Here is a 15,961-nt window from a genome sequence, read left to right as displayed (position 1 = left end):
TCTTTGGAATCTTTGGAATCTTTGGAATCTTTGGAATCTTTGGAATCTTTGGAATCTTTGGAATCTTTGGAATCTTTGGATTAGAAGAACCTATATATGCCTCTAAGCTCTATAGAAGTCATATAAAACTCAAGATAACCTACATTTCTGAATATAAGAATTAAGAAAAAGTAGTAAAAATGCCTAAAAAAAAGGCACATATATCACTTTTTTCGCAAAATAGTAGAAAAAAGCGGCACTCAAAAGAAAAAGGCTGAAATACCCCTTGCTAAAGGTTTTTAATGGTCTATAATGCACATCCATCGGCGGTGATGCAGATAAGAACTTGTTGAAAAACAGTTACTTGGAATTAGATTGGTTGCTTTAAGTGATGAATTTGATGAGAAGTTGGTTTTGAGAATAAGTTTTAAAAATATCGAAATTACCTGTTGACTTTTAAGAGATTAAGAGTAATATAGCCGACCTAGCTTGCTGGTGACGAACCAGGAAGAAGATCATTAAGAGAATTGAAGAACAACTTGTGTGGATTTTTACTGATTGATTAATCGAAATATTATCATTGATTGATTGGTTTAAATTACTCGAAGTTTATTTGAGCGAAATTTAAGTCAGAAAATTGATGAGCCAGAATTGGCACCTTGTCTTTAATAAGGTGCAAAATGATTTTTAACTGAAGAGTTTGATCATGGCTCAGATTGAACGCTGGCGGCAGGCTTAACACATGCAAGTCGAGCGGGGTGATGGTGCTTGCACTATCACTTAGCGGCGGACGGGTGAGTAATGCTTAGGAATCTGCCTATTAGTGGGGGACAACATTTCGAAAGGAATGCTAATACCGCATACGTCCTACGGGAGAAAGCAGGGGATCTTCGGACCTTGCGCTAATAGATGAGCCTAAGTCGGATTAGCTAGTTGGTGGGGTAAAGGCCTACCAAGGCGACGATCTGTAGCGGGTCTGAGAGGATGATCCGCCACACTGGGACTGAGACACGGCCCAGACTCCTACGGGAGGCAGCAGTGGGGAATATTGGACAATGGGCGGAAGCCTGATCCAGCCATGCCGCGTGTGTGAAGAAGGCCTTATGGTTGTAAAGCACTTTAAGCGAGGAGGAGGCTACTTTAGTTAATACCTAGAGATAGTGGACGTTACTCGCAGAATAAGCACCGGCTAACTCTGTGCCAGCAGCCGCGGTAATACAGAGGGTGCAAGCGTTAATCGGATTTACTGGGCGTAAAGCGCGCGTAGGCGGCTAATTAAGTCAAATGTGAAATCCCCGAGCTTAACTTGGGAATTGCATTCGATACTGGTTAGCTAGAGTGTGGGAGAGGATGGTAGAATTCCAGGTGTAGCGGTGAAATGCGTAGAGATCTGGAGGAATACCGATGGCGAAGGCAGCCATCTGGCCTAACACTGACGCTGAGGTGCGAAAGCATGGGGAGCAAACAGGATTAGATACCCTGGTAGTCCATGCCGTAAACGATGTCTACTAGCCGTTGGGGCCTTTGAGGCTTTAGTGGCGCAGCTAACGCGATAAGTAGACCGCCTGGGGAGTACGGTCGCAAGACTAAAACTCAAATGAATTGACGGGGGCCCGCACAAGCGGTGGAGCATGTGGTTTAATTCGATGCAACGCGAAGAACCTTACCTGGCCTTGACATAGTAAGAACTTTCCAGAGATGGATTGGTGCCTTCGGGAACTTACATACAGGTGCTGCATGGCTGTCGTCAGCTCGTGTCGTGAGATGTTGGGTTAAGTCCCGCAACGAGCGCAACCCTTTTCCTTATTTGCCAGCGAGTAATGTCGGGAACTTTAAGGATACTGCCAGTGACAAACTGGAGGAAGGCGGGGACGACGTCAAGTCATCATGGCCCTTACGGCCAGGGCTACACACGTGCTACAATGGTCGGTACAAAGGGTTGCTACCTAGCGATAGGATGCTAATCTCAAAAAGCCGATCGTAGTCCGGATTGGAGTCTGCAACTCGACTCCATGAAGTCGGAATCGCTAGTAATCGCGGATCAGAATGCCGCGGTGAATACGTTCCCGGGCCTTGTACACACCGCCCGTCACACCATGGGAGTTTGTTGCACCAGAAGTAGCTAGCCTAACTGCAAAGAGGGCGGTTACCACGGTGTGGCCGATGACTGGGGTGAAGTCGTAACAAGGTAGCCGTAGGGGAACCTGCGGCTGGATCACCTCCTTAACGAAAGATTGACGATTGGTAAGAATCCACAACAAGTTGTTCTTCATAGATGTATCTGAGGGTCTGTAGCTCAGTTGGTTAGAGCACACGCTTGATAAGCGTGGGGTCACAAGTTCAAGTCTTGTCAGACCCACCATGACTTTGACTGGTTGAAGTTATAGATAAAAGATACATGACTGATGATGTAAGCTGGGGACTTAGCTTAGTTGGTAGAGCGCCTGCTTTGCACGCAGGAGGTCAGGAGTTCGACTCTCCTAGTCTCCACCAGAACTTAAGAGAAGTTCGGATTACAGAAATTAGTAAATAAAGATTTAGATCTTAGTTTATTAACTTCTGTGATTTAAGTATCACGGTATTAAGCATGACCTGACGAAGGCGTGTTTATTCATTAACAGATTGGCAAAATTGAGTCTGAAATAAATTGTTCACTCAAGAGTTTAGATTAAGCAATTAATCTAGATGAATTGAGAACTAGCAAATTAACTGAATCAAGCGTTTTGGTATATGAATTTAGATTGAAGCTGTACAGTGTTTAAGTACACAGACAACAGATAGTAGCGATGAAGAATCGCACGGACAACACTCACTTGTAAGTGTTGACGACTGTTTGGGGTTGTATAGTCAAGTAATTAAGTGCATGTGGTGGATGCCTTGGCAGTCAGAGGCGATGAAAGACGTAATAGCCTGCGATAAGCTCCGGGGAGGCGGCAAATATCCTTTGATCCGGAGATTTCTGAATGGGGGAACCCACCTACTTTAAGGTAGGTATTGCAACATGAATACATAGTGTTGCAAGGCGAACGAGGGGAAGTGAAACATCTCAGTACCCTTAGGAAAAGAAATCAATTGAGATTCCCTTAGTAGCGGCGAGCGAACGGGGATCAGCCCATTAAGTTATGTGTGTTTTAGTGGAACGCTCTGGGAAGTGCGAACGTAGAGGGTGATATTCCCGTACACGAAAGGGCACACATAATGATGACGAGTAGGGCGAGGCACGTGAAACCTTGTCTGAATATGGGGGGACCATCCTCCAAGGCTAAATACTCCTGACTGACCGATAGTGAACCAGTACCGTGAGGGAAAGGCGAAAAGAACCCCTGTGAGGGGAGTGAAATAGATCCTGAAACCGCATGCATACAAGCAGTGGGAGCCGACTTGTTCGGTGACTGCGTACCTTTTGTATAATGGGTCAGCGACTTATATTCAGTAGCGAGGTTAACCGTATAGGGGAGCCGTAGAGAAATCGAGTCTTAATAGGGCGTTTAGTTGCTGGGTATAGACCCGAAACCAGGCGATCTATCCATGAGCAGGTTGAAGGTTGGGTAACACTAACTGGAGGACCGAACCCACTGTCGTTGAAAAGCCAGGGGATGACTTGTGGATAGGGGTGAAAGGCTAATCAAGCCTGGTGATAGCTGGTTCTCCCCGAAAGCTATTTAGGTAGCGCCTCGGACGAATACCATAGGGGGTAGAGCACTGTTTCGGCTAGGGGGTCATCCCGACTTACCAAACCGATGCAAACTCCGAATACCTATGAGTACTATCCGGGAGACAGACTGCGGGTGCTAACGTCCGTAGTCAAGAGGAAAACAATCCAGACCGCCAGCTAAGGCCCCAAAATCATAGTTAAGTGGGAAACGATGTGGGAAGGCATAGACAGCTAGGAGGTTGGCTTAGAAGCAGCCACCCTTTAAAGAAAGCGTAATAGCTCACTAGTCGAGTCGGCCTGCGCGGAAGATGTAACGGGGCTAAAACTATGTGCCGAAGCTGCGGATTTGACTTTTAGTCAAGTGGTAGGGGAGCGTTCTGTAAGCCGATGAAGGTGTATTGAGAAGTATGCTGGAGGTATCAGAAGTGCGAATGCTGACGTGAGTAACGACAAAACGGGTGAAAAACCCGTTCGCCGAAAGACCAAGGGTTCCAGTCCAACGTTAATCGGGGCTGGGTGAGTCGACCCCTAAGGCGAGGCCGAAAGGCGTAGTCGATGGGAAATTGGTTAATATTCCAATACTTCTGTGTAATGCGATGAGAGGACGGAGAAGGTTAAGTCAGCCTGGCGTTGGTTGTCCAGGTGGAAGGAAGTAGGCATGCATCTTAGGCAAATCCGGGGTGCTCTATGCTGAGATCTGATAGCAAGCTGTACTTGTACAGCGAAGTGGCTGATACCATGCTTCCAGGAAAAGTCTCTAAGCTTCAGTTACACAGGAATCGTACCCGAAACCGACACAGGTGGTCAGGTCGAGTAGACCAAGGCGCTTGAGAGAACTCTGCTGAAGGAACTAGGCAAAATGGTACCGTAACTTCGGGAGAAGGTACGCTGCTGACGGTGATGACCCTCGCGGTCTGAGCTATTGGCAGCCACAGAAACCAGGCCGCTGCAACTGTTTATTAAAAACATAGCACTCTGCAAACACGAAAGTGGACGTATAGGGTGTGATGCCTGCCCGGTGCTGGAAGGTTAATTGATGGGGTTAGCGTAAGCGAAGCTCTTGATCGAAGCCCCAGTAAACGGCGGCCGTAACTATAACGGTCCTAAGGTAGCGAAATTCCTTGTCGGGTAAGTTCCGACCTGCACGAATGGCATAATGATGGCGGCGCTGTCTCCAGCAGAGGCTCAGTGAAATCGAAATCGCTGTGAAGATGCAGTGTACCCGCGGCTAGACGGAAAGACCCCGTGAACCTTTACTGCAGCTTGACATTGAACTTTGACCTTACTTGTGTAGGATAGGTGGGAGGCTTTGAAGTTGGAACGCTAGTTCCAATGGAGCCGTCCTTGAAATACCACCCTGGTAATGTTGAGGTTCTAACTCTGCCCCGTAATCCGGGGCGAGGACCATGTCTGGTGGGTAGTTTGACTGGGGCGGTCTCCTCCTAAAGAGTAACGGAGGAGTACGAAGGTGCGCTCAGCGTGGTCGGAAATCACGCGTAGAGTATAAAGGCAAAAGCGCGCTTAACTGCGAGACCCACAAGTCGAGCAGGTACGAAAGTAGGTCTTAGTGATCCGGTGGTTCTGTATGGAAGGGCCATCGCTCAACGGATAAAAGGTACTCTGGGGATAACAGGCTGATACCGCCCAAGAGTTCATATCGACGGCGGTGTTTGGCACCTCGATGTCGGCTCATCTCATCCTGGGGCTGAAGCAGGTCCCAAGGGTATGGCTGTTCGCCATTTAAAGAGGTACGCGAGCTGGGTTTAGAACGTCGTGAGACAGTTCGGTCCCTATCTACCGTGGGCGCTGGAAATTTGAGAGGATCTGCTCCTAGTACGAGAGGACCAGAGTGGACGAACCTCTGGTGTACCGGTTGTGACGCCAGTCGCATCGCCGGGTAGCTATGTTCGGAAGGGATAACCGCTGAAAGCATCTAAGCGGGAAGCCTACCTCAAGATAAGATTTCCCTAGGACTTTATGTCCTCTAAAGAGCCGTTCGAGACTAGGACGTTGATAGGTTGGATGTGGAAGCATAGTGATATGTGAAGCTGACCAATACTAATTGCTCGTGAGGCTTGACTATACAACACCCAAGCAGTTGTATATAAAGCATCAATCGATTCATTAATATGCAAAGCAACTTGATTTAGTTATATGCTTAGCTAAAATGAACAAATAAAGTAAGATTCAATCAGCCCATCTGTAAAGATTTGGAAAACGCATCGGCATATTAAGACCAATGCAAGTATCCATACCAGTTGTGCTGGCGACCATAGCAAGAGTGAACCACCTGATCCCTTCCCGAACTCAGAAGTGAAACCTCTTAGCGCTGATGGTAGTGTGGGGTTTCCCATGTGAGAGTAAGTCATCGCCAGCTCATTATTCAAACACCCCGACCCCGAAAGAGGCCGGGGTGTTTCCTTATGGGAAATTAAATGAGAAAAAATAAAACTGAAAATATTATGAAAGATTCATGCTATAAATAATAAGAAAATCACATACTTAAATATGAATAACAAGGGAAAAGCATCTATGATAATTTATGGTGATGTAGGTTCAGGTAATTGTTATAAGGTTAAACTATTACTTTCCTTATTAAATATTAAACATAGATGGGTCCATATTGATATTTTAAAAAAAGACACTCAAACAGCAGATTTTTTATTCTTAAATCCTAATGGAAAAATACCTGTACTGGTTCTAGATGATGGTCGTGTTTTAAGTGAATCTAACGCTATTTTAGGTTATCTGGCGGAGGGAACAGAGTTTATTGCTACAGATTCCTATACGAAAGCAAAAATGTATCAGTGGATGTTCTTTGAACAGTATAGTCATGAACCATTTATTGCAGTTGCTCGTTTTATTAATAAATATTTAGGATTACCACCAGAAAGAATAGAGGAATATCATAATTTACAACCGAAAGGCCATAAAGCACTATCTATTATGGATAAAGCTTTAGTAAAGCATGACTATCTTGTTGGAAGTCAATTAACTATTGCTGATATTGCCTTATATGCATATACGCATGTTGCGGAGGAAGGTGGTTTTGATTTGGAGCTATATCCAAATATTCAAGCGTGGTGCCAAAGAATTCGAAAATATTCAGGTTATGTAGGCATGGGCTAATAAAAAAAGGACTTTATAAGAGTCCTTTTTTATATAGGAAGGAAACTTCAAATCCGTGCCAAGTTAGAAATGGGCTTCTAAACCGATATACGGACCCTTAAATTCAAACTTAAGATCATTATTATCGTAGTCATCTAAATCAATGTTGAGTACGCGATATCCTGCTGTTAAACCCAGATCAATGAGTAAATTATCTGCAAATTTATATTTTACTTCTGCTAATGCATCTGTGATTCGTGCATCATCAAAGTTTGTATAGGTTGCTTCACCTTTAGCACTTAAGCCTGTAAATGGAAGTTTAACTTCACCGGATAAATAAGCAATAGGATATGTTTTATCAATATCCACGCGTTTACCTGTATAAGCAGTAATATCACCATTTAGTACAGTTGCACCAAGTCCAGCATCTACACTCACAATATTGTCTAGTAACTCATAGTAAAGGATAAAATCGCTATGATCCAAATCAACTTTATAGTTGGCTTGACCCAAAGTTTCCGATTTAGTTTGAGTATCTAAATTTACGTAACGAATTTTTGCATTTGGAATAAATGGGATTGGGTGTTCTATTGCTAATGAGAGTTGAGCACTACCTTTCTGATCAAGATCTTGATTATCAGGAAATTGAGATGACATATTCGCATTACCATCATAAAACCAGTAGCCGACATCTCCTTTTACTCCAACAAAGTCTGCTTGAGCAAGGCCACTTAAGCCCATCCCGAGCGTTAATAGAGATATTTTTAATATTTTCATTTTGAACATCCGCGTATAAAAGAAATCTTTGAGCGCATCATATAGACATCTTGCTACCGATGCATTGATAAAAAATAAAGATCTGGTACGTATAATAGGAATAAATTTTTATATAGAGAAAAAGTTTATTTATTTCAAATGATTATTATTAGATTTTTAATTTGGGAGATTCTGATTAGCTAAAAATTTTAGTATAAATTTTGTCATTTAATTATATGAGGGTATTAAGTCTAATTTGAAAAATCAGAGAGGTATGAATAAATTAGTGGAGAAGTAGAGTAATTAAGGAAGCTTTTTTAAGAGTTGGAAGAAAAAGTCATTAAATAAAAATATTGATCTACAAGTAGTAGAACGTAAATATCAGCTGAAAAATAACCAATTGTGAAAAAAATTCAGAAAATTCGTAAAATTTCTGACGGAAATTACAGTAAAAAGAAATAAAAACAGGTATTGTTCAGCTATATAGGGGCAAAAAATGGACAAAAATCTTTAAGGAAGAATTTTCTATTTTTGCTTGTTTGTTAAGGGAATAAAAATACTCAAAAGGTTCATTTTATTTTCTACAAACACAAAAGTATTTTTTGGTTCTTTTTTTGCATGCGGAATAACAATCAACAATAGCAGTAAAAATAAGTAATCTTTTAACATTAGGTGTTCTATGACAGATTCTCGTGAAAACTGGACGTCACGATCTGGTTTTATTATTGCAGCCGTTGGCTCGGCTGTAGGTTTAGGTAATATTTGGCGCTTTCCATACGTTGCTTATGAAAATGGTGGTGGTGCGTTTCTTATTCCCTATCTACTAGCACTCATTACTGCTGGTTTACCGTTACTATTTTTAGATTATGCGGTAGGGCATCGTAGTACTGGTTCACCTCCTAAAGCATATCGTGCCTTATTTAAAGGCGGGGAAACATTAGGTTGGTGGCAGGTTTGTGTCTGTATCATTATTGGTTTGTACTATGCAAGTGTGCTCACTTGGGCTGGTAGTTATGTTTACTTCTCTATTGGTCAAATGTGGGGAAGTGATCCAGAAGGTTTCTTCTTTAATACTTATTTGCAAACCTCAAAAGCAACTGGCTTTGATTTACAGTTTGTAAGTCATTTATTCTGGCCGATTATTGGAATTTGGGCACTTACTTTAATCATTCTTTATGGTGGAGTGAAAAAGGGTGTGGAATTATCCAATAAAATTTTCATGCCATTATTGTTCATTCTATTCACTATTTTGGTGATTCAGTCATTGCGTTTGCCGGGTGCTGCTCAAGGTTTGAATGCATTCTTTACGCCAAACTGGTCAGCAATGATGGACTATAAAGTATGGTTAGCCGCTTATGGTCATACCTTCTTTTCATTATCTGTTGGTTTCGGGATCATGGTGACATATGCATCTTATTTAAAACCAAAAACGAATTTAACAGGTTCTGGCTTAATCGTTGGTTTTGCAAATGCATCAACTGAGATTTTGGCAGGGATTGGTATTTTTGCTGCGCTTGGCTTTATGGCACATGCCGCGGGTACTGAAGTTAAAGATGTCGTAAGTGGCGGAATTGGATTAGCATTTATTGCATTCCCTAAAATTATTTCAAGTTTAGGTACAGGTGCTGATTTATTTGGTTTCTTATTCTTCTCTTCACTTTTCGTCGCAGGTATTTCTTCGATGGTCAGTATTTTGGAAGTGCCTATTGCTGCAATGCAAGATAAATTGAAATGGGGCCGTAAAAAAGCTGTAACCATTATTGGTGGTGGAAGTGCGCTTGTATCAATTATTTTATTCTCAAGTGTAAACGCAATTAAACTAGTTGATATTGTTGACCACTTTATCAATAACATCGGTATTATTGGTGGTGCTTTAATTTCTATTATTGCCATTACTTGGTTTAAACGTTCTGCTCTTAAAGAACTTCGTGATCACGTAAATCGCATCTCTACTATTCAATTAGGTAAGGGATGGGATTTCACTTTAACAGTCATTACATCTTTAATCTTGTTAACTACACTCAGTATGACTGTTTTTAATTTGATCAAAAATGGCTATGATACTTATAGTATGAGCTTACAAGGTGTATTCGGCTGGGGCAGTGTGATTTTCTGTGCGGTCGTTGCAATCGTGTTAAGCAAAATGAAAGATCGCTAGGAGGATAAAATAATGAATACTTCGGCAATCGTGATGATGGTGATTTCGATGGTGTTTTTATGGGGTGGATTGGCTTTATCCATTCTACATTTATCGAAACATCCTGAAGAGTTAGATGACGTTTTAGAAGATGTAAAAGATCAGCACACGCTTTGATGCTGATCTAATAAAAAGCAGGCTTAAAGCCTGCTTTTTTTATGCAATTTTTTGAATTTTACAATAATAAAATCCATCGCCTGATTGTGCTTGCGGTAATAATTGTCGGCCATGAATTTGTTCAAGTCCCCAATTCGCTTCAATTTTAACTTCTTTCGCATCAGTATGTTCTGCAAAGAAATTTATCATTTGATGTTCATTTTCAGCTTTTAAAACTGAACAGGTAATATAAAGCAATGTGCCTCCAACATTAAGCTGTTGCCACATGTGTTCCAAAATTTGCTTTTGCAGTTGGATCGTTTGAGCTATATCGCTAGATTGGCGCAATAAACGTATATCAGGATGACGACGAATAACGCCTGTAGCGGAGCAAGGTGCATCAAGCACAATACAATCTACTGGTTCAGTCGGAGTCCACTCGGTTGCATCGGCTGCCAAAATTTCTGTTTGACTTTGATCAAGTGCTAAGCGGTTTAAATTCTCAGTTACACGGATTAAACGATTAGAATCTTGGTCAATAGCAATGAGTTTAGCCGGTTTAAACTTTTCGAGTAAATGAGCTGTTTTTCCACCAGGGGCTGCACAGGCATCAATTACCATTTTATTATTTAGATCTGGCAATAATGTTGCACATAGCTGGGCATGTTCATCTTGTACAGAAAACCATCCCTCTTCAAAGCCGGGAAGCTGGGTAATTTGTACAGATTGTTCAAGAACAATACCTACTTCAGACAGAGTACATGCACGTGCCTGAATATCTAGACTTTGTAGTTTTGCTAAATAAGCATCACGGCCAATATGACGTTGGTTAACTCGTAAGGTTAAAGGTGCGACTTGTTTTAATGATTGGCAAAGAGATTCAGTTTGTTCTCCCCAATCCTTTTTTAACCTTTTGAAAAGCCAACTTGGTAAGCCATGCGCTTGCTGTAGACCTTGCTGAAAGTCATCAGTTTCACGAGTAGCTCGACGCAAAATAGCATTCACAATACCGCCGAGTGCAGGAAATCCAAGTTGTTTGGTGGCATCTACTGTTTCTGAAATAGCAGCATGCGCTGCAATACGCGTGCATAAAACTTGATAAAGCCCAACATACAGACAGGTTTCAACAGTTTCATTATTTAAAGGTTTACTGAGTAAAGGTAGGCTAATTGATTTAAGAGCAAACCATTGGCGTAGCGTACCTAGAACAAGTTCATGAAATAGTGCGCGATCACGTTCTGCAACTTGATTCAGCTGTGTATTTAAAATACTAGCAAGTGATTGCCCTTGCTGAACTTTTAATAACGTCTGAACGACTTGAGCACGTAAGTTAAATCGTGACGAATTTGATGAAACCTGACTCATGGTAGAATTTGTCCTACGTGAAGTTTTTGAGTTTGTGCAATTTGTTGAGCATTCATTGCTTTACCGCCTGGCCATTGCACACTGGTCAGACAAATAAAAGAGTTTTGACCACAAGCAACGTGTACGCCTTGTTTATCGATTGCAATAATTTCACCAGCTTGAGCATTTGCTTTGCTTTGACTAGAAATTGTTGAATTCCAAACACGCAAAGCACTATTTTCATCTAGTTGAACAAAAGCGACGGGCCAAGGATTAAATGCACGGATATTTCGGTCAATTTGCACAGCTTCAGTTGACCAGTCAATACGAGCTTCTGATTTCACTAATTTATGTGCATAGACCGTTAAGCTTTCGTCTTGAACTTCGCGTTCTGCTAAATATTTTTGTAGTGTTTCTTCCGACTCGAGTACCGCACAAATTGCCGTTGCACCTTGAGCTGCGAGTTTGTCGTGTAAAGTCGCTGATGTATCTTCGTTAGTGATTGGGCAATAGGTTTTATACATCATATCGCCCGTATCTAAACCAGCAGCCATTTGCATGATTGTGATTCCGGTTTCTTCATCACCTGTTGCAATCGCACGCTGAATTGGTGCTGCACCGCGCCAACGTGGTAATAGTGAACCATGAATATTTAAACAGCCATATTTAGGTGTATCAAGCACAGCTTGTGGAAGAATCAAGCCATAGGCTGCAACGACCATCACATCGGCACCTAAAGCTGCAAGTTCTTGTTGGGCTGCGAGCCCTTCTTCTATAGATGCTTTAAAATGAAGTGGTTGATAAACAGGGATACCATGTTCAAGCGCAAGCTGTTTTACAGGGGATGGCGTTAGTTTTTGTCCACGGCCTGCTTTACGATCCGGCTGAGTATAAACGGCGATAATTTCATGGGAAGTTTTTAATAATGCCGCCAATGCTGTTGCAGCAAATTCGGGGGTGCCAGCAAAAATAATTTTCACAAATGCAATCCAAAAAGAGTTTATGGGTAGTATACGTGAAAAACGTTTGAAGCCCTAAACTCACAGCTATTGAGAGATTTGATTTTTAAATAGTGAACAAAAAATTATTGAAAAACTTTTATTGATAAAAAAAGGTTATGAAAAAATAAAAAATTATTCATGTAAGTTTTGCTAAATATTGACTGACTATTACGGTTCTTGGCTTTCCGAATATTATTTGCTTCTATAGAATGGAGAATGATCAAATTATGATGATGAGTCAATATTCCGACTGATCTAACGCTATATCAGTATCATTCAGCCAGAGTGGGAGAAATTCCGCTCAAGCACAACTTGTTGGAAACACTAATGCCTGACTATCGTTCAAAAACATCGACACACGGAAGAAATATGGCTGGCGCACGTGGCTTATGGCGTGCAACAGGAATGAAAGATGAGGATTTCGGCAAACCGATTATTGCGGTGGTCAACTCATTTACTCAATTTGTTCCGGGCCATGTACACCTTAAAGATTTAGGGCAACTAGTCGCAGCAGAAATTCAGGCAGCAGGTGGTGTTGCTAAAGAGTTCAATACGATCGCAGTAGATGACGGGATCGCAATGGGGCATGACGGCATGCTTTATTCACTACCATCACGTGATTTGATTGCTGACTCAGTTGAATATATGGTGAATGCACACTGTGCAGATGCCATGGTGTGTATTTCAAACTGTGACAAGATTACTCCGGGAATGCTCATGGCTGCGATGCGTCTGAATATTCCTGTTGTTTTCGTGTCTGGCGGACCAATGGAAGCTGGTAAGGTTAAGTTCCGCGGTGATGAAAAAGCGATTGACCTTGTTGATGCAATGGTTGTTGCGGCTGATGAAAGTTATACAGATGAAGAAGTAGCGGAATTTGAACGTTCAGCATGTCCAACATGTGGTTCATGTTCAGGTATGTTCACTGCAAACTCAATGAACTGTTTAACAGAAGCTTTGGGTTTATCTTTACCGGGCAATGGTTCGATTGTTGCAACTCATGCGAATCGTAAAAAATTATTCCTAAAAGCGGGTCAGCTTATTGTTGAATTGGCTAAACGCTATTATGAACAAAACGACGCAAGTATTTTACCGCGTTCAATTGCAACAAAGGCTGCATTTAAAAATGCAATGACGCTTGATATTGCAATGGGTGGTTCAACCAATACGGTTCTACATTTATTAGCTGCTGCGAGTGAAGCAGAAGTTGATTTTACCATGGACGATATTGATGAATTATCACGTCGAGTGCCTGTGTTGTCTAAAGTAGCGCCTGCAAAACAAGACGTTCATATGGAAGATGTACACCGTGCAGGTGGTATTATGGCCATTTTGGGTGAGCTTGATCGTGCGAACTTACTTGATGTATCACTACCAACCGTACATGAGAAAACTTTAAAAGATGCATTAGATAAGTGGGATATTATCCGTACTGAAGATGCAGATGTATATGAGTTCTATCGCTCATCTCCAGGTGGTGTTCCAACTCAAGTTGCCTTCTCGCAAAATCGTTATTATTCAACATTAGATGGCGACCGTGAAAAAGGCGTTATCCGTAATGCAGAACATGCTTTCTCTAAAGATGGTGGTTTAGCAGTTCTATACGGCAACATCGCGCTTGATGGTTGTATCGTGAAAACTGCGGGTGTAGATGAATCGATCTTGAAATTTACGGGCACAGCGCGTGTATTTGAGAGCCAAGATGCCGCTGTAGATGCAATCTTGGGTCATGACATTAAGGCTGGTGATGTTGTTGTGATTCGTTATGAAGGCCCACGTGGCGGTCCGGGTATGCAAGAAATGCTTTACCCAACCAGCTACCTTAAATCGAAAGGTTTAGGAAAAGACTGCGCATTGGTGACAGATGGTCGTTTCTCTGGGGGTTCATCAGGTCTTTCAATTGGACATGTTTCGCCAGAAGCTGCTGAAGGTGGTGCAATTGGTTTGGTAGAAGATGGCGATACCATTGAAATCGATATTCCGAACCGTACTATTCACTTAAACGTTGATGATGCGACTATGGCGCACCGTCGTACAGTTCAAGAAGCGAAAGGCTGGCATCCGAAAGAAGAACGTAAACGTAAGGTATCAAAAGCGTTAAAAGTTTATGCAATGCATACAACAAGTGCAGCGAAAGGAGCTGTACGCGTTCTATAAAATATTCAATTTTATTAATTGAATAGAAACTATGCATCCATTTGCATGATTAATTATTATCATGCTGATGGGTGCATTTTTTACATCTGTTGGAAAAAATAGGCTTGTAGATGAAGGTCTTGCAAGTCATTCTATGGGTTTGCCATAAAATGATGATAAAATCTTCACCGATGCAGAAATACATGCAATAACACGATTTTTGTTTTGCGTAAGCAGAGCTCTTCAACAACATTTTGTATATGAAGTTTCTGCGGCACTTAGTACTGCGATCAAAGCAGTTTTTTGGTCTTGCTTAGGATTATTTTTTAGAGGCTCTACTCTCATGTCACTGCTACGCCGTTGGTTTGACCCTATCCGATCGAGTTGGTTCTACCAAAAACCTTCACGTCAAGCGGTGTTACCCACGGAAAATGGTTTAAGTATTTATTTACGACTTGATGATGTGTATAGCTATTTAGCTGTTCAGCAACTATCTCAGCTCGATGAGATTTTAAGTGATGAACTTAAGCCTTTAAAAATTATTATTTCTCATACGGCTTCTGAACCTCCGAATGGTATGTCACATACAGAGTGGCAAAATTATTGTCTGAATGATGCCAAAATATTAGCCAAACAACACCGTTTTGCTTTTGATGAATTTCCAGAAATCCCAAGCCAAGAATCTTTAAAACAAGCCGCTGTCATATTAAAAAGAACTCCATTACAAGGTCAGAATTTCTTACATTTACTTGAAGATATTTTTCACATGCTTTGGCAGCAGCAATACGGAAAGCTACGTACTTTACATGCCATGGCAGTTAAACATCAGCTTCCTCAACATTTTTCAGAACGTATTTTTACGGATGAGCCTGTACCAGCAGCTTACTTTGAGTTTGGTGGACGTAAATATCATGCAGTAGATGATTTATTACGTTTAACTCGTCGTCTAAAGCAGCAAAAGTTACTGACTGGTAATCCGATCTTTTTAATTAATCATATCGAATGGCGTGAGCATTTAATTAATGATGCTGAGGCACTTACCGAAATTCAGACACTTCGTCCTGAACTCGATATATATATTGCTTTAGAAGATCCAATGAGCTGGCTGTTGCTTGCTTATATTAAGGAAGAACTGGCTGATTATTACGACATTCAATTAAAAGTTTATCCTTTGAGTTATCAAGGTCGAGACTGGTTTGACTGGAGTTTGGCAACCCGTGTCTCTAAACGAACAGACGTCGCTTTTACTCCTTTTTGCCGCCCTACAGAAGAAAGTACGCTTGAAATGGCAAAGCTTTTTTATAGTGTGCAGGAAAATCAGCAAATCGATACGATTTTTACGATTTTGCAAGCGGTTTGGACAAAAGGCAAAGATTTATCTTTCCAAAAGCATTTCCAAGAATTACAGCAGCAGCTGGGAATTGAGCAGTTAACCGAGCAGGATGTGCCAGCTGTTCTGGCACAAAATGATGCTTTTTGCAAAGATAAGCATCAGCCTGATTTACCAGTTCTAGAGTTGCGTATTGATGGGCAAAGTTATGTATTTAATAGCTTGTACCGAGTTTGGATGATTGAAAGTATTTTTAGTAATGTTTTAGAAGAAAAATACAAAACGGCCTCAACTTCTAATTGAGGCCTACTCCTAAAAACAAGAATAGGGCAAAGCCTGTTTTTTCCGTAGCATAACCT

At 41.5% G+C, this 15,961-nt stretch carries 8 protein-coding genes, 2 tRNA genes and 3 rRNA genes; 10 read left to right on the top strand and 3 right to left on the bottom strand.

What is annotated here, in order from left to right; all coding sequences use genetic code 11:
* The first annotated feature begins 667 nt into the window (after nucleotides 1-667).
* The 6 genes from F968_RS03605 (at nucleotide 668) to F968_RS03580 (ending at nucleotide 6,763) form a co-directional block, all read left to right on the top strand.
* Nucleotides 668-2,205: ribosomal RNA gene (locus F968_RS03605) — 16S ribosomal RNA — on the top strand.
* Nucleotides 2,206-2,264: 59 nt separating this feature from the next.
* A tRNA-Ile gene (locus F968_RS03600) sits at nucleotides 2,265-2,341 on the top strand.
* A 55-nt stretch (nucleotides 2,342-2,396) separates the two neighbouring features.
* Nucleotides 2,397-2,472: transfer RNA gene (locus tag F968_RS03595), tRNA-Ala, on the top strand.
* A 352-nt stretch (nucleotides 2,473-2,824) separates the two neighbouring features.
* Nucleotides 2,825-5,717, top strand: a 23S ribosomal RNA gene (locus F968_RS03590).
* A 179-nt stretch (nucleotides 5,718-5,896) separates the two neighbouring features.
* A 5S ribosomal RNA gene (gene rrf, locus F968_RS03585) occupies nucleotides 5,897-6,011 on the top strand.
* The 16S, 23S and 5S rRNA genes sit together here with 2 tRNA genes alongside, the layout of an rRNA operon.
* Nucleotides 6,012-6,166: 155 nt before the next feature.
* Complete coding sequence (locus tag F968_RS03580; RefSeq protein ID WP_004790266.1) at nucleotides 6,167-6,763, top strand: glutathione S-transferase family protein; 597 nt, start codon at nucleotides 6,167-6,169, stop codon at nucleotides 6,761-6,763.
* Nucleotides 6,764-6,826: 63 nt separating this feature from the next.
* Here F968_RS03580 and F968_RS03575 read toward each other — a convergent pair whose 3' ends face one another.
* Nucleotides 6,827-7,519, bottom strand: coding sequence for a TIGR04219 family outer membrane beta-barrel protein (locus tag F968_RS03575; RefSeq protein ID WP_004790265.1), 693 nt, complete (start codon nucleotides 7,517-7,519; stop codon nucleotides 6,827-6,829).
* Between the two features lie 658 nt (nucleotides 7,520-8,177).
* Here F968_RS03575 and F968_RS03570 point away from each other — a divergent pair.
* On the top strand, nucleotides 8,178-9,656 hold the full coding sequence (locus F968_RS03570) for a sodium-dependent transporter (protein WP_004790264.1): 1,479 nt from the start codon (nucleotides 8,178-8,180) through the stop codon (nucleotides 9,654-9,656).
* Between the two features lie 12 nt (nucleotides 9,657-9,668).
* Entirely contained in the window at nucleotides 9,669-9,812 is a 144-nt protein-coding gene (locus F968_RS19540; protein WP_004790262.1) for a methionine/alanine import family NSS transporter small subunit, read from the top strand.
* Between the two features lie 39 nt (nucleotides 9,813-9,851).
* Here the strand turns inward: F968_RS19540 and rsmB are convergent, their stop codons facing one another.
* Nucleotides 9,852-11,156, bottom strand: a complete 1,305-nt coding sequence (gene rsmB / locus F968_RS03565) for a 16S rRNA (cytosine(967)-C(5))-methyltransferase RsmB (protein ID WP_004790259.1) — start codon at nucleotides 11,154-11,156, stop codon at nucleotides 9,852-9,854.
* Complete coding sequence (fmt, locus tag F968_RS03560; protein ID WP_004790257.1) at nucleotides 11,153-12,115, bottom strand: methionyl-tRNA formyltransferase; 963 nt, start codon at nucleotides 12,113-12,115, stop codon at nucleotides 11,153-11,155. The genes rsmB and fmt overlap by 4 nt, the downstream gene beginning before the upstream one ends.
* 348 nt (nucleotides 12,116-12,463) lie before the next feature.
* On the opposite strand from fmt, the gene ilvD reads away from it, so the two are divergent.
* Nucleotides 12,464-14,293 (top strand): dihydroxy-acid dehydratase, encoded by a 1,830-nt coding sequence (ilvD, locus tag F968_RS03555; RefSeq protein ID WP_034596113.1) that lies wholly within the window; start codon nucleotides 12,464-12,466, stop codon nucleotides 14,291-14,293.
* 322 nt (nucleotides 14,294-14,615) lie between these two features.
* Nucleotides 14,616-15,905 carry a hypothetical protein gene (locus F968_RS03550; protein WP_004790253.1) on the top strand — a complete coding sequence of 430 codons (1,290 nt, stop codon included), beginning with the start codon at nucleotides 14,616-14,618 and terminating at the stop codon, nucleotides 15,903-15,905.
* Nucleotides 15,906-15,961: the final 56 nt, after the last annotated feature.

Source organism: Acinetobacter sp. NIPH 817 (assembly GCF_000368405.1).
Taxonomy (GTDB): domain Bacteria; phylum Pseudomonadota; class Gammaproteobacteria; order Pseudomonadales; family Moraxellaceae; genus Acinetobacter.
The sequence above is the reverse complement of the archived record's forward strand: the minus strand, read 5'-3'. Positions and strand labels throughout refer to the sequence as shown.